Source organism: Clostridium sp. D33t1_170424_F3 (assembly GCF_015667585.1).
Taxonomy (GTDB): Bacteria; Bacillota; Clostridia; order Oscillospirales; family Acutalibacteraceae; genus Anaeromassilibacillus.
In genome coordinates this window covers 62,348-81,724 of record NZ_JADPEG010000014.1, presented here as the reverse complement: position 1 = coordinate 81,724, position 19,377 = coordinate 62,348, and the positions used below count along the sequence as shown (strand labels likewise).

General features: G+C 55.3%; 14 protein-coding genes. 9 read left to right on the top strand and 5 right to left on the bottom strand.

Annotation, left to right across the window (positions count from 1 at the left end):
- Positions 1 to 331: 331 nt before the first annotated feature.
- Positions 332 to 925, bottom strand: a complete 594-nt coding sequence (gene yfbR, locus I4V53_RS10505) for a 5'-deoxynucleotidase (protein WP_195985649.1) — start codon at positions 923 to 925, stop codon at positions 332 to 334.
- Positions 926 to 1,279: 354 nt separating this feature from the next.
- Between yfbR and I4V53_RS10500 the strand changes: the two genes are divergently transcribed.
- The 4 genes from I4V53_RS10500 to I4V53_RS10485 all read left to right on the top strand — a co-directional run bounded on the left by I4V53_RS10500 (position 1,280) and on the right by I4V53_RS10485 (position 5,586).
- A complete protein-coding gene (locus tag I4V53_RS10500; protein ID WP_353616508.1) occupies positions 1,280 to 3,760 on the top strand; it encodes a YfhO family protein in 2,481 nt (826 codons plus the stop codon).
- Positions 3,757 to 3,927: a hypothetical protein gene (locus tag I4V53_RS10495; RefSeq protein ID WP_195985648.1), complete on the top strand. Its 171-nt coding sequence runs from the start codon at positions 3,757 to 3,759 to the stop codon at positions 3,925 to 3,927. Before I4V53_RS10500 ends, I4V53_RS10495 begins: the two co-directional genes overlap by 4 nt.
- A gap of 18 nt (positions 3,928 to 3,945) precedes the next feature.
- Positions 3,946 to 4,929, top strand: a complete 984-nt coding sequence (locus I4V53_RS10490) for a glycosyltransferase family 2 protein (RefSeq protein ID WP_195985647.1) — start codon at positions 3,946 to 3,948, stop codon at positions 4,927 to 4,929.
- 75 nt (positions 4,930 to 5,004) lie between these two features.
- Positions 5,005 to 5,586, top strand: coding sequence for a hypothetical protein (locus I4V53_RS10485; RefSeq protein ID WP_195985646.1), 582 nt, complete (start codon positions 5,005 to 5,007; stop codon positions 5,584 to 5,586).
- 62 nt (positions 5,587 to 5,648) lie between these two features.
- On the opposite strand, the gene I4V53_RS14205 is transcribed toward I4V53_RS10485, so the two are convergent.
- Positions 5,649 to 5,804, bottom strand: coding sequence for a hypothetical protein (locus I4V53_RS14205; RefSeq protein WP_353616512.1), 156 nt, complete (start codon positions 5,802 to 5,804; stop codon positions 5,649 to 5,651).
- A 327-nt stretch (positions 5,805 to 6,131) separates the two neighbouring features.
- Between I4V53_RS14205 and I4V53_RS10480 the strand changes: the two genes are divergently transcribed.
- Positions 6,132 to 6,419, top strand: a complete 288-nt coding sequence (locus I4V53_RS10480; protein WP_195985645.1) for a helix-turn-helix domain-containing protein — start codon at positions 6,132 to 6,134, stop codon at positions 6,417 to 6,419.
- 387 nt (positions 6,420 to 6,806) lie between these two features.
- Here the strand turns inward: I4V53_RS10480 and I4V53_RS10475 are convergent, their stop codons facing one another.
- Positions 6,807 to 9,050, bottom strand: coding sequence for a vitamin B12-dependent ribonucleotide reductase (locus I4V53_RS10475; RefSeq protein WP_195985644.1), 2,244 nt, complete (start codon positions 9,048 to 9,050; stop codon positions 6,807 to 6,809).
- A gap of 765 nt (positions 9,051 to 9,815) precedes the next feature.
- Between I4V53_RS10475 and I4V53_RS10470 the strand changes: the two genes are divergently transcribed.
- Positions 9,816 to 10,955 (top strand): M15 family metallopeptidase, encoded by a 1,140-nt coding sequence (locus I4V53_RS10470; protein WP_195985643.1) that lies wholly within the window; start codon positions 9,816 to 9,818, stop codon positions 10,953 to 10,955.
- Positions 10,956 to 11,122: 167 nt separating this feature from the next.
- Here I4V53_RS10470 and nifJ read toward each other — a convergent pair whose 3' ends face one another.
- The gene (nifJ, locus tag I4V53_RS10465) at positions 11,123 to 14,686 is read right to left on the bottom strand and encodes a pyruvate:ferredoxin (flavodoxin) oxidoreductase (protein ID WP_195985642.1); all 3,564 of its coding nucleotides are present in this window, start codon (positions 14,684 to 14,686) and stop codon (positions 11,123 to 11,125) included.
- A gap of 383 nt (positions 14,687 to 15,069) precedes the next feature.
- Between nifJ and I4V53_RS10460 the strand changes: the two genes are divergently transcribed.
- Complete coding sequence (locus I4V53_RS10460) at positions 15,070 to 16,464, top strand: hemolysin family protein (RefSeq protein ID WP_195985641.1); 1,395 nt, start codon at positions 15,070 to 15,072, stop codon at positions 16,462 to 16,464.
- A gap of 298 nt (positions 16,465 to 16,762) precedes the next feature.
- Here I4V53_RS10460 and I4V53_RS10455 read toward each other — a convergent pair whose 3' ends face one another.
- A complete protein-coding gene (locus I4V53_RS10455) occupies positions 16,763 to 17,002 on the bottom strand; it encodes a helix-turn-helix domain-containing protein (protein ID WP_195985640.1) in 240 nt (79 codons plus the stop codon).
- 260 nt (positions 17,003 to 17,262) lie between these two features.
- On the opposite strand from I4V53_RS10455, the gene I4V53_RS10450 reads away from it, so the two are divergent.
- Positions 17,263 to 17,808, top strand: coding sequence for a QueT transporter family protein (locus I4V53_RS10450; RefSeq protein ID WP_195985639.1), 546 nt, complete (start codon positions 17,263 to 17,265; stop codon positions 17,806 to 17,808).
- Between the two features lie 44 nt (positions 17,809 to 17,852).
- Positions 17,853 to 19,235: a TrkH family potassium uptake protein gene (locus I4V53_RS10445; protein WP_195985638.1), complete on the top strand. Its 1,383-nt coding sequence runs from the start codon at positions 17,853 to 17,855 to the stop codon at positions 19,233 to 19,235.
- Positions 19,236 to 19,377 lie beyond the last annotated feature (142 nt).

Below are 19,377 nucleotides of genomic sequence, written 5' to 3'. Positions count from 1 at the left end.
ATAACAGGTATAGTATACCGGATTCCGGCGAAAAAACAATTCTCCTGTAAAATTTTATTTATTAAAATTCTAAAATTGCAAAGCAACGCTCTTTGTATCTGTCTGATGCATACAGCAGTTTTCCGGCGGACATTTAACAAAATAAACGCCTCTATATGGCAACACAAATCAAAAAGCCGTTTGCTTTCATACAACGACAAATTTTTTATTACATTAAGAAAATCATTTAGATTTTTCACCTTTGAACGTAACAAAAAAATTCCTTTCTGTCGGGTTCATCTAAAAGCACTCAGGACCTGGGAAAACCCAGCTATTTTTTATTTCCCGTTTTTTACGGCCCCACTTCCACCGAGGTGTCGTCCAGCGTCAGCGCATAGGACGGCAAGAACTCCTCCAGGAAGCAATCCGCTTCCGGCAGATGCATTTCCCGCACCGCGCGCTGCAAAGACAGCTCAGCCTTGCTGAATTCGGTATTTCCCATGCCGCGCTCCTCCGCGCATTTGATCAGCGCGGAGAGCTTGTCCGCCGCCTTCACCAGCTTGCGCAGCGCCGCCTCTTCTTCCCCTTCGCAGAGCAGCGGCGCATAGGCGGGCCACATATCCTGCGGCAGCATGTTCAGCAGCTTGCGTTCCGCCGCCAGTTCTACTTCCCTGTACGCGCCGCGGATCTCCGGGTTGTAGTATTTGACCGGCGTGGGCAGGTCGCCCGTCAGGATTTCGGGCGCGTCGTGGAACAGCGCCAGCACGGCGGCGCGTTCCGGGCTGACGCTTCCGCCAAAGCGTGCATTGCGCAAAACGGCGAGCGCATGCGCAATGACCGCCGTTTCAAAGCTGTGCTCGCATAAATTTTCCCGCCGGGTATTGCGCATCAGGCCCCAGCGGTCAATGTATTTCATTCTCGATAACATGGCAAAAAAATGTGACATCCTCTTTCCCTCTGTCCGCGGCGCGGCGGACCCATTCTTTCTTTAGATGCTTTAACAGGTCAAAAAGTTGATCCCTGCGCGCGGGTTTCGGAAACCGTAAGCGCCCTGACGCGCCGGTCCCGTCCGCATATTTTGCTTTGTTCCGTCAGATGAATATGCTATAATAAGCGAAACTTCTGAAAGCTGCGTAACCATTCCATCATTCCGGCTGCAAATTTTAAGAAAACAAATTCCGTTCTAAAAAAGGAATTGCAGATTGAGTGTGCTATAATGATACCATCTTGTGGATAAAATTACCACTCTCCCAAAAGAAAACGGCCATCAGCCGTGAAAATATGAAAGTCAGGTGATTCTGTGACGCGACTGCGTTTTTCCGAAAAAGCCTCCGGCTATTATTGGAAAGCCCTGCTCTACGGCATGGGGATTTCCTTTGTATTCTTTCTTCCATTTATCCTTTTAGACAACGGGCATTTCCTGTTCTACGGCGACTTTAACGTGCAGCAGGTCCCGTTTTACCAGATGTGCCACGACGCGATTCGCAGCGGCAACACCGGCTGGAGCTGGACAACCGACTTGGGCGCCAATTTTATCGGCTCCTATTCCTTTTATCTGCTGGGAAGCCCGTTCTTCTGGCTGACGCTTCCCTTCCCCAGCGAGGCCGTTCCCTATCTGATGGGGCCGCTGCTGATTCTCAAATTCGGCTGTGCGTCGCTCACGGGGTTTATCTACCTGAAGCGGTACGTCAAAACGCCGGATTACGCCGTGCTGGGCGGCATGCTGTACGCGTTTTCCGGGTTCTCCGTCTATAACATCTTTTTCAACCATTTTCACGAAGCGATCGTCTTCTTCCCTCTGCTGCTCTGGGCGCTTGACGAGTATATGGCCACGAAACGGCGCGGCGTCTTCTCCCTGATGGTCTTTACCTGCTGCTTTGTCAACTATTATTTCTTTGTGGGACAGGTGGTATTCTGCCTGATCTACTTTTTTCTGCGCCTGCTCACCAGGAGCTGGAAAATTTCCCTCCGCGATTTTCTGCTTCTGTTCTGCGAGTCGGTCCTTGGCGTACTCTGTTCCTGCGTCCTGCTGATCCCGACGATTCTCTGTGTCGTGCAGAATCCCCGCGTGGACAATCCGCCCAGCGGCTGGGGCGCTCTGCTCTACGGATGGAACCAGCGCTACATCCACATCCTGGAATGTTTCTTTTTCCCGCCGGACATCCCCGCGCGGCCCAACTTTACCCCCGACTCCGAGTCAAAATGGGCCTCCCTGGGCGCATGGCTGCCGCTGTTCAGCATGACCGGTGTGATTGGCCTGCTGCAGAGCCGACGCAAGCACTGGGTTAAAACGCTGCTGCCCCTGCTGTTCCTGATGGCGTTTGTGCCCATTTTAAACTCCGCGTTCCAGCTCTTTAACTCCAGCTACTACGCGCGTTGGTTCTACATGCTCACGCTGATGATAACGCTGGCCACGCTGACCTCCCTGGAATACGAAAAAACCGACTGGAAGCGCGCGATCAAATGGACCGCCGGCATCACAATGGGCATTGCCCTTCCCATCGGCCTGATGGTCCAGACCAAGACAACGGACGGGGTGGAAAGCTTCAGCATCGGTCTGGAAGCATATCCTTCCCGTTTCTGGGCGTATGTGGCGATTGCCATGCTCAGCCTGCTGCTGCTTACCATTCTGCTGCGGAACCTGCCCTACCTCCGCTTGCGCAGGCAGGCCGAGCTGGCGCGCGGCCGTGTCTTTATTCCGCGAAAGCGCTGGAAGGGATGGGTCAGGCAGTTTGCCAAAACCTGCATGTGCGGCGTCGCGGTGATCACCGTAATCTATTCCCTGTACTTCATCGCACTGGGGAAAACGCAGAGCGCAGACAACCACATCCATATGCTGCCCTACTCGCTCAACGGCGGCAGGGACTTACAATTGGAGGGCATGGAAAACAGCCGCATCGACGTCTACGACGGCATGGACAACCAGGCGATGTTTTTCCAGCTTCCCACCATTCAGGCCTTTCACAGTATCGTGCCCGGCTCTCTGATGGAATTTTACCCCACCATCGGCGTGCAGCGCGACGTCGCCTCCCGGCCGGACGTCAAATACTACGGCCTGCGCGGCTTCACTTCGTGCCGCTGGCTGCTGGACCCCGTTAAAACCGGCAAAACCTTCGAAGAGGACGAAGAAACCAAAATGCCCGGCTGGAACTTTGTCGATACCCGCAACGGTTTTGACATCTGGGAAAACGAGTATTATATTCCGATGGGCTTCTGCTACGACAGTTATATCACCAGAGAGGAATATGAAAACACGCCGCAGGACGACCGGCACCTGCTTCTGCTCAAAACCATGGTGTTGGACGACGGGCAGGCTCTGCGCTACGGCGATATCCTCAACCACTTTGAGGACGCCAAAGCCGTTACCTATACAAAATCCGGTTACTATGCCGACTGTCTGGCGCGCCGGAGTATGTCCTGCTCTTCCTTCACGCGCGACAACCAGGGCTTTACCGCCGCAATCACAGCGGACAAGGACCGGCTGGTCTTTTTCAGCGTGCCGTACGAGGGCGGCTGGAGCGCGCAGGTCAACGGACAGCCCGCGCAGATCGAGCAGGTCAATATCGGCTTTATGGCAGTGCGCGTTCCCGCGGGCGAAAGCACCATCCGCTTTACTTATGAAACGCCGGGACTGAAGCTCGGCGCATTTGTCAGTCTGGGCGGCTTTCTGCTGCTGGGCTTCTACTGGTTCTTCACCCGCCGCTGCGATCCGGAAGCGCCGGCCCGCCGCCGGCTGTTTCATGTCAAGGGCGGCCTGAACAGAAAGGGGCATGTGGAATGAATCAGATCCGGCTGCAATTATTGGGCATCGCGGCAATTTTATTCGGCATCGCGCTGATCCTCGCTTCCAGCAGCTCCGTAGTGATCGGCGTGATCCTCGCCATTTTCGGATTTTTCTTTACCCTGGCCGGCGCGTCCGGCAAAAAAGATGACAAAGACAATAAATGAGAAGGGAGGCGTCGCCGGATGCCGACGGTATACCTGGTGATTCCATGCTATAACGAAGAAGAGGTCCTTCCGGAAACGGTGAAGCGCCTGACAAAAAAACTGCAGACCATGCAGGCCGCCGGTCTGGCGGACGAGGCCAGCCGCATGCTCCTGGTGGATGACGGCAGCAAGGACCGCACCTGGGAACTGATTGAACAGTTCAGCAAAGAGAACGCCCGTGTTGCGGGCCTGAAGCTGGCGCACAACCGCGGGCACCAAAACGCCCTTCTGGCGGGCCTGATGGAAGCGCGCCTGCACGCCGACTGCGCTATCAGTCTGGACGCGGACCTGCAGGACGACGTTGAGGTGCTGGATGAATTTGTAACAAAATATCAGGAAGGCTGCGACGTGGTATACGGCGTACGAAAAAAGCGTGAAACCGACACCGCGTTTAAGCGAAGCACTGCCCAGGGCTTTTATAAAGTTATGCGGATTCTGGGCGTGGAGGTCGTCTACAACCATGCGGACTATCGATTGATGAGCCGCCGGGCGCTGGACGCACTCTCCGAGTACCGCGAAGTCAATCTGTTTCTGCGCGGCATCGTGCCGCTGATCGGCTTTCGCAGCGATTACGTCTACTATGACAGGCACGAGCGCTTTGCCGGCGAATCCAAATACCCTTTGAAGAAGATGATCTCCTTTGCGCTGGATGGCATCACCTCGTTCAGCGTTAAGCCGTTGAAAATCATTTCCCGGCTGGGCATCTTCGTCTCCGTACTGAGCGTCTTCGGGCTGATTTACGCTCTGATCTCCTATTTCACCGGCAACGCCGTGGCGGGCTGGACCGCCACCGTCTCCTCCATTTGGCTGCTTGGCGGCATCCAGCTGCTCTGCATTGGCGTGGTGGGCGGATATATCGGCAAAATTTACAGCGAGGTCAAAGCCCGTCCGCGCTACTGTATTGAGGAAAAAGCGGGCAATTTGCGCGGGATAGACAGTCAAAACGACCTCTGTGAAAAATAATGACGGCGAAGTCTTTTCCCTTGAGAACGCTGTGGGAACATGCTATACTGATTGCATTGGGAAGGGGTTGGGAATATGCTGGATCAAAACGATTTGCTGGCGATCGCACAATTGATGGATCAAAAGCTGGCGGAACAGGAAACGCGCATCATTGGTCAGGTGGATCAAAAGTTTGCGGAGCAGGAGACGCGCATTATTGGCCGGGTGGATCAAAAGTTTGCGGAGCAGGAAACGCGCATTATTGGCCGGGTGGATCAAAAGCTGGCGGAGCAGGAGACGCGCATTATTGGCCGGGTGGATCAAAAGCTGACGGAACAGGAGACGCGCATTATCGGTCAGGTGGATCAAAAGCTGGCGGAACAGGAAAAACGTATTACAGGCCGGATGGAGCAGAAATTCTCCGAAATTGACCAGAGATTTTCTAAGATTGACCAAACATTCATTGACCTTGAAAAGCGGATCATCAATCAGGTCAACGCCATTATTGAAACCACCGTTGTGCCGGACATCAAAAAGATCGCGGAAGGGCACCACGACATTTTACAGCGCCTGCCAGACGTTGCTGAACAAGCGGAGTTGAAGAGCCGCGTTAAGGTTTTGGAACGCGTTACCATGGAAATGCGCGAGGATATTGACGCTTTGAAGAAAGCCAATTAAATATATTTTCATTTACATACTAAGAAATCTTTTACCGTATGATTTGGTAAAGGGTTTCTTTTTTATTTGAAACCTAAAGTCATTCGTACTCCTAACAAAAAGCCATCCACAAAACATTCTTCTAAAGAGATCTCCTGTTCCTTTTTTATAAAACTTAACAGTCTACTCAATGTTTCTCTTTCTGCTCGACCTATCTGCCTTTTTAAATCGCTTTCCAGAGGAGCTTCTTTTCTGCAGACCTATTAAAACCTTCTATGATAAACTTTTTCCTCCATTTACCCTTGGAAAACTTTCACATTCAAGCCACCTTTACCAAGCTTAATAAGCAAATGAACCTTAGTTAACTTATGTGAATTGTTTTTAAGTTCATAAGGTAATATAATCATTCATATACAAAGCAGAAAGGCGGGTACTGATGGGCGATTTCAAAGATCGGGAATGGCTGTCTCCCTCTGTAGATAGAGGCTTGAATAAAACCATTTATAAGCACTCTCTTATCACCCGTATTCCGCCGCTGTCAGATTGTTGGAGAGGGGTTAGCATTCATGGCCTACCCAACATTTAGCCAGACCCTGTATGAATTAAGAATTGCACGGCGGCTCTCCCAGAAAGATTTGGCGGAACTGGTAGGAATCCCACAGTCAACGATTGCAAATTATGAAAGTCAAAGAACCAATATCTCGCAGCAAAATTTATTGAAGCTGGCAGGTTTCTTCCGTGTGCCAATTTCGAGATTTTACGGCGGTGTTGAGAAGCCGGTGGATGTCAGCGATTTATCAGAGCGGAAAATCGAACTGGTTAAAAGTTATATTCGTGTATTGAAAGAAGAATAAGGGGCTGTATCACAAGGATGTTTGCACAAAAAAATGGCTGGATCGCTTTGATCCAGCCATTTTTTTGTATACTCGCAATTGTGAGACAACTTCTCATTGAAATAGCCCAAGGGGACGTTACAGTTTGGTATTCTGCAATGGCCCCGGAGACGTTGTACGTTCCGCTCCTTGCGAGGAGCGGCAAAAGGCGCTGCCCTTTGATCCCGCCACCTTTTCGAAAGGTGGATAAATACATTTTAGCCATTGCCTGCAAGATGAAAAATGAACATCACCGCAGGTGCGAGCCGACCGCAGGTCCCGCTTCTCAGAAAAGCGGAAAAACACGTTTCAGCAATAACCCGCAAGGTAAACAAAAGGGCTGTTTGGCAGCGTGTCCTTCTCTTCTAATTAAGAACAATGCGAATAACCGCACTGGCGGCAGGTCACGCAGCCGCCCTCGTGCTCCAGCTGTTCGCCGCACTCCGGGCAGAAATGCATCCGGCCCGCAATATCGACCTTGCCGCGCGGCTGCGGTGCGGGCGCGGCAAATTCCTTCCAGCTGCCCAGCTCCACCTGCTGCTTCCAGACCTTCTCGATCACCCGGGCGATCGCGTCCGGGCAGGAGGTGCACTTCAGCCCCGGCTGGCGGATCGTGGACGGGCAGCGAATACCGCGCAGCTGGTTGACAATGGTCTTCACATCGATGCCGCTGCGCAAAGAGATGGAAACCAGGCGCGCCGTCGCCTCGCTCTGGGACGGGCAGCCCCCGGCCTTGCCGGTGTTGGTGAAGACCTCGCAGATGCCCTTGTCGTCGTAATTCACGGTGATATACAGGTTGCCGCAGCCGATCTGCACGCGCTCCGTAATCCCCTGCACCAGGTCCGGACGCGGGCGCGGCACAATCGGGCCCGCAGGCGCCCCGGATTCGGCTTCCCCGTCCTTTTTGACCTTGCCGATGTTCAGCACCTGCTCGCTGCGGCTGCCGTCGCGGTAGATGGTGACGCCCTTGCAGCCCAGATGGAAAGCCAGGCTGTACGCCTCCGCCACCTCTTCCCGCGTTGCATCGTGACAGAAATTGACCGTCTTGGAAACCGCGTTATCCGTGCCGCGCTGGAACGCCGCCTGCATACAGATATGGTCTTCCGGGCTGATGTCGTGCGCGGAAACGAACACACGCCGCAAATCCTCCGGCAGCTCTTCAATATGCGCGATGGTTCCCTCTTTTGCAATCCGCTTCATCAGTTCGTCGGAATACAGACCGCGCTTCTCCAGCTCCGCCCGCAGGATGGGGTTGACCTCCACCATCTCCGTGCCGTCCATGATATTGCGGATATAGACGTAGCCAAAGACCGGCTCCACGCCGGAGGAACAGCCCGCAATGATGGAAAGCGTACCCGTGGGCGCGATGGTTGTGATGGTCCCGTTGCGCTGGGGCGTCTCCTGCGGCAGGATGCTCTCTTCAAACAGCGGAAACGCGCCGCGCTGCACCGCGAGGGCCGCGCTCTCCTCGCGCCCGCAGGCCGTGATAAACTTCATCACCTTTTCGCCCAGCGCGACCGCTTCATCCGAATTGTAGGGAATCCCCATCAGAAGCAGGCTGTCCGCCCAGCCCATCACGCCCAGCCCGATTTTACGCGTCTGCTTGGTTACAAAGTCGATGCTGTCCAACGGATATTTGTTGACGTCAATTACATTGTCCAGGAAATGCACCGCCAGCCTGACAGTGCGCTCCAGCTTCTCCCAGTCAAACACATATGTACCGTCCTGCTCCTTCAGCATGCGGGTCAGGTTGACGGAGCCCAGGTTGCAGGACTCATACGGCAGCAGCGGCTGCTCGCCGCAGGGATTGGTGGATTCAATCTCCCCCTGGGACGGCACAATATTGTCGCGATTGAGGCGGTCCAGAAAGATGATGCCCGGCTCGCCGTTGCGCCACGCCGCGTCCACGATGCGCTCAAACACATCCCGCGCGCGCAGCTTCTTCACCACCTGCCGGGTATGCGGGTCCACCAGCTCATAGTCGCCGCCGGTCTCGACCGCGTTCATGAACGCTTCCGTCAGGCCGACGGAAATATTGAAATTGGTGATCTCCGCGTTGCTGCTCTTGCAGTCGATAAACTCCAGAATGTCCGGATGGTCCACGCGCAGGATGCCCATATTGGCCCCGCGCCGGGTGCCGCCCTGTTTGACGGCCTCCGTCGCCATGTTGAACACCTTCATAAAGCTGATCGGCCCGGACGCCACGCCGCCGGTCGAGTTGACGGTGCTGCCCTTCTGGCGCAGGCGCGAGAAGGAAAAGCCCGTGCCGCCGCCGCTCTTGTGGATCAGCGCGGCCTGCTTGATCGCCTCGAAGATCGCGTCCATGCTGTCCTCCACCGGCAGCACAAAGCACGCGGAGAGCTGCCCCAACGGGCGGCCCGCGTTCATCAGCGTGGGGGAGTTCGGCAGGAACTCCAAATCGGTCATCAGGTCATAAAATACTTTTTTCGTCTGCTCCACATCCGCGTTTTTATCGTGCAGCAGGTCCGCCGAGGCGATCGCGCCCGCCACGCGCTGGAACATGCCGTCCACCGTCTCCACCGTGTTACCCTCCGCGTCCCGGATTAAATATCGTTTTTCCAGCACCAGTCTGGCATTTTCTGAAACTCCCATGGGATGTCATCCTTCCGTATCACTTATATGTTTAGCCGGCGGCCCCTATGGGGATCGTTTCCTTTGCTCCGCCGTGGCATACCATATATTGTACCACAGGATTGCGGAATGTCAACGGATTGTGCAAGCTGTAATTTTTTTCACTTTCGTCAGATAAAGGACGTCAATTTGTATTACTAAAAGCAAATGCAGAACACATTTCAGCGTAAAGTTTGTTTTATTTATCTCAATACCGATCGGGAAACCAGATCAAAACCCTGCTTTTCTAAGCCGATCCGCACACGCAAAATCTATAAAATCCAGCTATTTCGCACAGCCTCTGCAAGAAAACCGACATCTAATTGGTATTAACATTAAGAGGGCTTGAAGATGTGCGTAAACACCTGTTACCTTCTTAACCCCCGTCAATCCGCAATGTCTTTTATCCGAAAAGCTTCCATCCGTTCCAAAAAAAGTGTAAAATACAGGTAATCTTTCCGCTCAACAGGCAAGTTTAAGCAAATCGCATTGATTGTCTGAGGCCGCAGGGAACCGCAACCAGACCAAAAAGATCAGGCGCAGCATACATTCGTCAGGCTGCTTTTATTGTTCCAGCCAACATCCCTTCTGCAAGCAAAAATTTTATGACACAGAATCAGCCCGCGCATCCGACGACTGAACCGGTTTTTCATATTATCCCTCCCTGAAATCGTTGAAATCACTTTGCATCTCTCATGATGCGTTCAATCACAGCAGCCATACATACAGAAAGCGAGAAACAGAACCATGTATTCCTTCAAACAATTTTTACTGGTAGCGATGGCCCTTTCCTTCCCAATGCTGTCAACCGCTCCCTTTTTTAAACAGTCGTCCGACTCCGCACCGCCCGCGGACATGCCCTACCACGAAACGGCCCGGTACGATCAACCGGAAGCCGACCCGTATGCCGCCTGTCTGCATTATCTTGAAAGCAACCGGGCGGATTACCTTGCCTATCAGCAAAAACACCCGGAGCTGGAGGCGTGGGATGTGGTGACGCAGGTCAACATCGGCCTGAACCGTCCGTTTTACACGGATATACAGACCGTGGCCGACCCGGACAGCCTGCTGGTTCTCTGCAACAAATATTGGAAGCTGCCGGACGGCTACGCGCCCGCCGACCTGCGCAGTTTATCCCCCAGCCTGGCCGCCGGTTCCGCCAACCAGATGCGGCGCGAGGCGGCGGACGCCTTTGAAGCCCTGTGTGCAGACGCCGGGGCGGCGGGCTATACCATCCGGGCGCAGTCGGCCTACCGCAGCTATTCCACGCAAAAGTCCCTGTACGCGCGCTATGCCGCGCGGGACGGCGCGGCAGGCGCGGATATTTACAGCGCACGGGCAGGGCATTCCGACCACCAGACCGGCCTGGTGGTCGACGTCAAAAACGCAACGCAGCCTTACAACCGCTTTGGACAGACCGCCGAATACCAATGGGCAAAGGACAACATCCACAAATACGGCTTCATCATTCACTACCCGGAGGGATCGCAGCCGATCACCGGCTATAAGACGGAGGAATGGCACTGGCGGTATGTGGGCAAGGAGGCCGCAGCGGCCATTTATAACTTCGGCATTACACTGGACGAATACTGCGCCATCTTTTTAACCGGCAATACGGCCGGAACCCCTTCCCTCACCAGCGATACGCCGGAGCAGATTTCTGTGAAGGCCGGGGACACATACACCTTTCTGCTCAAACCGCAGGGAGCTTTGCAGGTCCCGACTTTTACCACAGGCAACGGGGAGGTGCTCGCCACCTGCGGCCTGCACTACAGCGGCGGCAACTATTATGTCTCCGTACGGGGCGTCGCGCCGGGCAGCACCAACGTGTACGCTTCCTTCCCCGGACAAGCGCCGGTTCGCTGTTGTTCCGTCACGGTTTCTTAACGCTGCATTCGCCTCTCTTATAAAACAGGCCCGGAAAGAACTCCTCTTGCAGGGTTTCTTTCCGGGCTTGTTTTTATCTCCGTGCATAAAAAAGCCCCCGGCTGCGATTGCAGCCGGGGGCTCACCTGTTCCGTCACAAAGGTCTATGCGGATCGATGCGATTGATCTTATTCGGTAATGCCTTTTGCGAGCTTCTCAAGATGCTCGTAGTTCTCCTTGGCTACCTGCTCCGCTTCTGTGAAGAGCTTCTCCGCACGCTCCGGGAACGCACGGGTCAGGGAGTTGTAACGAACCTCGCCCATGATGAAGTCGCGATAGCTGGCGGTCGGCGCCTTGCTGTCGAGCATGAACGGATTCTTGCCCTCTTCCTTGAGTCTCGGATCGTAGCGGAAGTTCTGCCAGTAACCAGCCTCAACCGCCTTCTTCTCTTCCTTCTGCGCGATGCTCATGCCGCCCTTGATGCCGTGGTTGATGCAGGGCGCGTAAGCGATGATCAGGGACGGGCCGTTGTAGCTCTCCGCTTCCTTGATCGCCTTGATGGTCTGGTTCATATCCGCGCCCATTGCAATGTGCGCCACATAGACGTAACCATAGCTCATCGCGATTGCCGGGAGATCCTTCTTCTTCGTCGCCTTACCGGTTGCCGCGAACTGCGCCACGGAGCCGATCGGGGTGGACTTGGAAGCCTGGCCGCCGGTATTGGAGTACACTTCGGTATCGAACACCAGGATGTTCACGTTCTCGCCGGAAGCGATGACATGATCCAGGCCGCCGAAGCCGATGTCATATGCCCAGCCGTCGCCGCCGAAGATCCACATGGACTTCTTCGCGAGGAAATCTTTGTCCTTCAGGGCCTTCTGGGACAGCTCACAGCCTGCCGCGGCAGCCTTCTCCAGCTCCGGAATCAGAGCGTCGGTGGCGGCGCGGTTGGTGCTGCTGTTATCAAAGGTATCCAGATAGGTCTTGCAAGCGTCCTTCAGCTCTGCGGAAGCCTGCTCGGAAGCAGCGATCTTCTCCACATACTCGGCCAGTCTGCCGCGCACCGCGTTCTGTGCCAGCGTCATGCCGAGGCCGAACTCCGCGTTGTCCTCAAACAGGGAATTGGACCATGCCGGGCCGTGGCCCTTTTCGTTCATGGTGTACGGGGTGGACGGTGCGGAACCGCCCCAGATGGAGGAACAGCCCGTCGCATTGGCGACGAACATTCTGTCGCCGAAGAGCTGGGTGACCAGCTTGGCGTACGGCGTCTCGCCGCAGCCTGCGCACGCGCCGGAGAACTCAAGCAGCGGCTGCTTGAACTGGCTGCCCTTGACGGTGGCCTCCTTGAACTTCTCGAGGACCTCCGGCTTCGGAGCCAGCTTGCGGCCGTAGTTGAAGCCTTCCTGGCTCGGCAGCTGGGATTCCATCGACTTCATGACGAGAGCCTTCTCGCCCTTCATGCCCGGGCAAACCTGCGCGCAGGAACCGCAGCCTGTGCAGTCCATCGCGGAGATCGTGATTGCAAACTTCATGCCCGGCATACCGGTCATGTCCTTATACTGCTGGCTGGCCGGCGCGTTCTTCGCCTCTTCCTCTGTCATGACCATCGGGCGGATAACCGCGTGCGGGCAGACATAGGAACAGAAGTTACACTGGATGCAGTTTTCCGGTACCCAGTTCGGAACGTCGATGGCGATGCAGCGCTTCTCATAAGCAGAGGAGCCGTTCGGCGCGGTGCCGTCTTCCATGCCCAGGTTGACAAAGGCGGAAACCGGCAGCTCGTTGCCCTTATATTTGTTGCAGGGATTCAGGAAGCCGTCCACATAGGCGACGGTATCCGGATTGCCCTCGGTCGCGGCGATAACCTTCTCCGCGTCCACAGCGTTCTTCCAGGACTCCGGCACGTTGACCTTGTGATACTCGGTCGCGCCGCGCTCAATCGCCGCATGGTTCATGGCGACAATCTTTTCGCCCTTCTTGCTGTAGGACTTGGTGGCGGCGTCCTTCATATACTGGATCGCCTCATCCTTCGGGATGATATTGGCAATGCTGAAGAAGGCGGACTGCAGGATCGTGTTGATGCGGCTGCCCAGTCCGATTTCCTTACCCAGCTTCACGCCGTCGATGGTGTAGAAGTTGATATTGTTTTCCGCAATATACTTCTTCATTCTGGCCGGCAGATGCTCGTCCAGCTCTTCGTCGCTCCACAGGCAGTTCAGCAGGAAGCTGCCGCCCGGCTTGACGTCCTGCACCATGTCGTACTCGTCGACATAGGAGGGCTTATGGCAGGCCACAAAGTCGGCCTTGCTGACATAATAGGTGGATTTAATCGGCTTATCGCCAAAACGCAGGTGGGAAACCGTCAGGCCGCCGGACTTCTTGGAGTCGTAAGCGAAGTAACCCTGTGCGTACATGTCGGTGTGGTCGCCGATGATCTTGATGGAGTTCTTGTTCGCGCCGACGGTGCCGTCCGCGCCAAGGCCCCAGAATTTACAGGAGGTGATGCCCTTCGGCGTGGTGTCCGGATTCTCTTTGACTTCCAGGGACAGGTTGGTGACGTCGTCCACGATGCCGATGGTGAAGCGCTTCTTCGGGGAATCGCTCTCCATGTTGCGGAATACGGAAACGATGTGCGCCGGGGTGGTGTCCTTGGAACCGAGGCCGTAACGGCCGGTCAGAACCTTCACGCCGCCAAACTTTGTGCCGCTCAGGGCAGCCAGAACATCCAGATACAGCGGCTCGCCGACGGAGCCCGGCTCTCTGGTTCTGTCAAGCACGGAGATGCTCTTCACCGTCTCCGGCAGAGCGTCAATTAGATAATCCGCGACAAACGGGCGATACAGGTGAACTTTGACCATACCGACCTTTTCGCCGGCGGCGTTCATGTAGTCCACAACTTCTTCCGCACACTCGCAGACGGAGCCCATCGCGATGATGACCTTGTCCGCGTCCGGCGCGCCATAGTAGTTGAAGGGCTTGTAATCGGTGCCGATCTTCGCGTTGACCTGGTTCATGTAGTCCACAACAATCGCCGGAAGCGCGTCATAGAACTTATTGCCGGCCTCGCTCGCCTGGAAGAACGTATCGTCGTTCTGCGCGGTGCCGCGGGTAACCGGATGCTCCGGGTTCAGGGAACGGCGGCGGTATGCGTCAACCGCATCCCAGTCCAGCATGTCCGCCAGATCCTCATAGTCCCAGGTTTCAATCTTCTGAACTTCGTGGGATGTACGGAAACCATCGAAGAAATGGAGGAACGGCACACGGCCTTTGATAGCGGCAAGATGCGCTACAGCGCCCAGGTCCATGACCTCCTGCGGGCTGTTGGAGCAGAGCATCGCATAACCGGTCTGGCGGCACGCGTTGATATCGGTGTGATCGCCAAAGATGCTCAGCGCATGGGTTGCGAGGGAACGGGCGGAGCAATGGATGACGCCCGGCAAAAACTCGCCTGCGATCTTATACATGTTCGGGATCATCAGGAGAAGGCCCTGGGAAGCGGTATAGGTGGTGGTCAGCGCGCCGGCGGAAAGAGCGCCGTGCACCGCACCGGCCGCGCCTGCCTCGGACTGCATCTCGGTGACCTGTACTTCTCTACCAAAGAGGTTCTTTCTGCCTACTGCAGCATACTTGTCCGTCTCATCTGCCATCGGAGAGGACGGGGTGATCGGGTAGATAGCAGCAACGTCTGTAAACGCATACGATACGTGCGCGGCAGCCGTGTTGCCATCCATGGTTTTTCTCTGTCTTGCCATATAATATTTTCCTCCTTTAAGGATATTGTATTTCTTCCGGTACAATACACCCACACTGTACCAATCTAAATTTTAGCATCTTTTATGGCGCATGTAAAGGAAAAAACGGGATTTGTATGGATAAAGTCGGAAGAAACAAGCGGGCCCCTTCCAGAAAATTCCTTTCGCCTCCTGCTTTTGGCGGAATTCCCCCGTTTGGGGCACGCAGGGCCGGTTTCCGTCCGATTGCGGTACTGCGCCCCCCGAACCTCGCCGCCGCGCGCCGCGTTGCGGCCCCGCGCGCCCGCAGCCCGTTTGACAGCCGGCGGCTGAATAGGCTACAATAAGAATTACCATACTAACATTATAATATGCAGGTTTTTCCTGCCGAAAGGGGAAAATTTATGCCTCCCGAACCCGCGGGCCACCTACTGTCCATGGGGGCGCAGGCCGCACAGACGGCTGAAAGCTCCGGCGTCCTCCTTCCGATCCTCCTGCTGATCGTGCTGATCCTGATCAACGCGTTTTTCGCCGCGTCGGAGATCGCCGTCATCACGCTGAACGACAACCGCGTCAAGAAGATGGCGGAGGAGGGCAACAAGAAGGCCAAACGCATTTTGAAGCTGACGAAGGACTCCAGCCGTTTCCTCGCCACGATTCAGGTCGGCGTGACGCTGGCGGGCTTTTTGACCTCCGCCGCAGCTGCGCAGACCTTTGCCGGAAAGCTGGCGGGCCTGTTTTCTTTTCTGCCCATTCCCCACGACGTGCTGTCCGGCGTCTCCACCGTGCTGGTCACGCTGATACTCTCCTATTTCTCGCTGATCTTCGGCGAGCTGGTTCCCAAAAAGATCGCCATGCAACGCGCGGAGAAGCTGGCGTTCCGCTTTGTGGGGGTCCTGCGCTGGGTCTCCGCCGCGTTCCATCCGTTTATCTCGTTCCTGACGCATTCCACCAACCTGGTGCTGCGCCTGATGGGTTTTGACCCCCACCAGAATGAACAGACCGTCACCGAGGAGGAAATCCTGATGATGGTGGACCAGGGCGAGGAAAAGGGCGTGATCGGCGAGAGCGCCAAGGACATGATCTCCAATATCTTCGACTTCAGCGATTCCACCGTCGACGAGGTGATGACGCACCGCACCGACGTTTCCGCCGTGGAGGATACCGCCACCATCCAGGACGTGGTGAACCTCTCCATCGAGGAGGGCTTCTCCCGCATCCCCGTGTACCACGAGGACCTAGACACCATCTTGGGCATCGTCTATGTCAAGGACCTTTTGCAGTATGTGGGCAAGGAGGCCCGGCAGGACACCCCGATTACCAGCCTGATGCGCACCGCCTATTTTGTGCCGGAGACCAAGCGATGCAGCCAGCTTTTTACGGAGATGACGGAGCGCAAGGTGCAGATCGCCATTATCGTGGACGAATACGGCGGCACCGAGGGCATCATCACGATGGAGGACCTTTTGGAATCCATTGTGGGAAATATTCAGGACGAATACGACCACGAGGAAGAAGAAATCTTTCAGGTGGGCGATAACAAATTCACCGTCGACGGCACCACGCCCATCGACGAAATCTCCGACCTGGTCGGCGTGGAAATCCCGGAGGGCGACTACGATACCATCGCGGGCTTTATGGTGGAACAGCTGGGCCGCATCCCCAAGCCGGAGGAGCACCCAAGCATTGACTTTGACCGCCTGACCCTGACCGTGATGGCGGTGGACGACCGGCGCATCGCAAAGCTGCTGATCGAAAAGCACGTCCCGGAGCCGACCGGTGAAGAGGACGACGAATAGACCTCCGGTCAGGACGCTCGCTGGAGGCTGAAGCCTCGCTCGAAGTTCTAAACAGGCATCGCCGCTTTTTCAGAAACGGAGAAATACGTTTTACCCTACACCATTAAGACAAAGACTGTTTTGCTCCTTCATGTAAAGCTTTCCTCAATTTTTCTCGAAAAATTGCAGATTCCAAAGGCGGCGCCTTTGGTCGCCTGCCGCAGCGGGCGAAACCCCCATTATTATTTCATTCTAAACAGACAAACAGATATTGCACAGCCGGATTCATACGATTACGCTATGTCTCCGGCTGTTTTTATCAATTGTTTTTTCTCTGTTTCGTGACAGGATACGGTTTGCTTATATTGGTACGTCCCAGTAAATAATCCGTACTGACGCCGTAAAAGTCAGCCAAACACACCAAGCAGTCCAACGGCATATTGGAGACGCCGCGTTCATAATTTGAATACCTTGACTGCACCACATGCAGCAGGCTCGCTATTTCGTTTTGTGTTAAATCATGATCCTCTCTTAAATCCCGCAGCCGTCGATAGATCATCTGTGACCTCTCCCATATTGTGATTTTATTCTATCATAGCACAGCCAGACCTTCCACTTCAGTGATAGATCACTACTTTTAAGAGAAATTTGTGACGTTTTTCGACCTCCCACTCCGAGGCTTTATGAAATCTTAATGGATACCTTGCTTTTATCTATGAATTGTAGTACATTAAGAGAACTGCCTGAAATATTACTTACAGCTCAGGCGGGGTCAGTCGCAAGCTCCTGACCTTAAAGAAAACTACGGAGGAATTCAACATGAGAAAACAGTCCCGCAGTGCGGTATTTCTGGCGCAGGGCGCCATGATCGCCGCCGTCTACACCGTGCTCACCCTGATGGCCGCCGCGCTGAACCTGGCCTACGGCCCGGTCCAGTTCCGATTCTCGGAGGCGCTGACCATCCTTCCCCTGTTCACACCCGCCGCCATTCCCGGTTTGACGCTCGGCTGCCTGCTGAGCAACATTTTCAGCGGATACGGCGCGGCGGATATGATCTTCGGCACACTGGCCAGTTTTCTGGCCGCCGTGGGGACCCGCATGCTGCGGAACGTTCGTATAAAAAATATCCCCTGGCTCGCGCCCCTGCCGCCGGTGCTGTTTAACGCAGCCATCATCGGCGCGGAGATCGCAATTCTGACCCCGGGCGGGTTTCTGTGGTCCGGCTTTACCGCCGCCGCGCTTTCCGTCGGCCTGGGCGAACTGGCGGTCTGCTATCTGCTGGGCCTGCCGCTCGCGATCCTGCTGGAGCGCACCGGCCTGATCCGCTACCTTTCCACGGAACCGGTCCCATCGCTGCGCCGCTGATTTCGATTTACGCGCTTCTTTACTAACAACCGAGGTGATTTGAGTTGCAGGAAGGTCCGTCTTTATTCAAGCGTGTCAAAAGCACCGCCCCTGTCCGTCTGATTGTCGCCAGCTTTCTTTTGATTATTTTGGTCGGCTCCGCGCTGCTGGCGACGCCTTTCGCCACACACAGCGGCGAGGCGACGCATTACGTGGACGCGTTGTTCACCGCCACCTCCGCCACCTGCGTCACGGGCCTTGTCCCCTTCGACACCTGGACGCACTGGAACGGCTTTGGACAGATCGTCATTCTGTTCCTGATCCAGATCGGCGGCCTGGGCGTCGTGACCTTCACCACCGGCTTTACCCTGCTGGCCCGCCGGAAGCTGGGCCTGCGGGAGCTGCAGCTCGCCAGTGAAAATACCGCCGGGAACACCATGCACGTATACCAGCTGGTCAAAATCATTCTCGCTTTCACCATCTCCTGCGAGCTGATCGGCGCACTGGTGCTGATGCTGCGCTTTGTACCGCAGTTCGGCATGCGCGGCGTCTGGCTGTCTCTGTTTATCGCCGTTTCAGCCTACTGCAACGCGGGCTTTGACATCCTCGGCTTTCAGACGCCGGACGCCAGCCTGATGAATTACGCCGGGGACCCGCTGGTCTGCATCCCTGTGGCGCTGTTGATTATCCTGGGCGGCCTGGGCTTTATCGTCATCAACGACATCTACTTTGCCAAGCTGTCCCCCAAATTTCACAAGAAAAACATGCTGCACCTCAACCTGCACTCCAGTCTCGTCCTGCGTATGACGCTGATCCTGCTGGTGATCGGCACCATCGGATTCATGCTGTTTGAGTGGAACAACACCCTGCACAGCATGAACGTTGGAGAAAAGATTCTGGCATCGTTCTTCCAGTCCACCAGCGCGCGGACGGCGGGCTTCGCCTCCATCGATATTGCGGGCGAACACGATATCACCAAGCTGTTTACCATTATCCTGATGTTCATCGGCGCGGCGCCCGCCGGTACGGGCGGCGGTATCAAGGTGACCACCTTCGTCGTACTGCTGGCCACAGTGTACAGCGTGATGCGCGGCAACGAGGACACGACCATCCAGCACCGGCGCATCGATAAAAGCACGGTTTACAAATCGCTCGCCATCGTCACCGTGGGCCTGCTGGTTGTCCTCTGCACCACCGGGTTGATCCTCTCCCTGAACACATACCCGATCAGCGCGGTCAACGCGTTATTTGAAGCGACTTCCGCCTTCGGCACAGTGGGTTTGACCGCAGGCGTCACACCGCATCTGAGCTTTGCGTCGAAGCTGGCCGTCTGCTTCACCATGTTTATCGGGCGCGTCGGGCCGATTTCCCTCGCGCTGGCCATCGCCATGAAACGCGCGCGGTACAAGGGTTCCGTTTTGCCGGAGGGCAAGATCGTCGTCGGTTAATGTAAAATACCAACCGCCCCCTGCCGGATTGTTAAAGTCCGACAGGGGGCGGCTTTTTGCTTTCATTTAGATATACTTATTGTATATATTATATCTATATTTCCTATTTGTTGTTTTCAGCAGGTATTCCGGCAAAGAATAA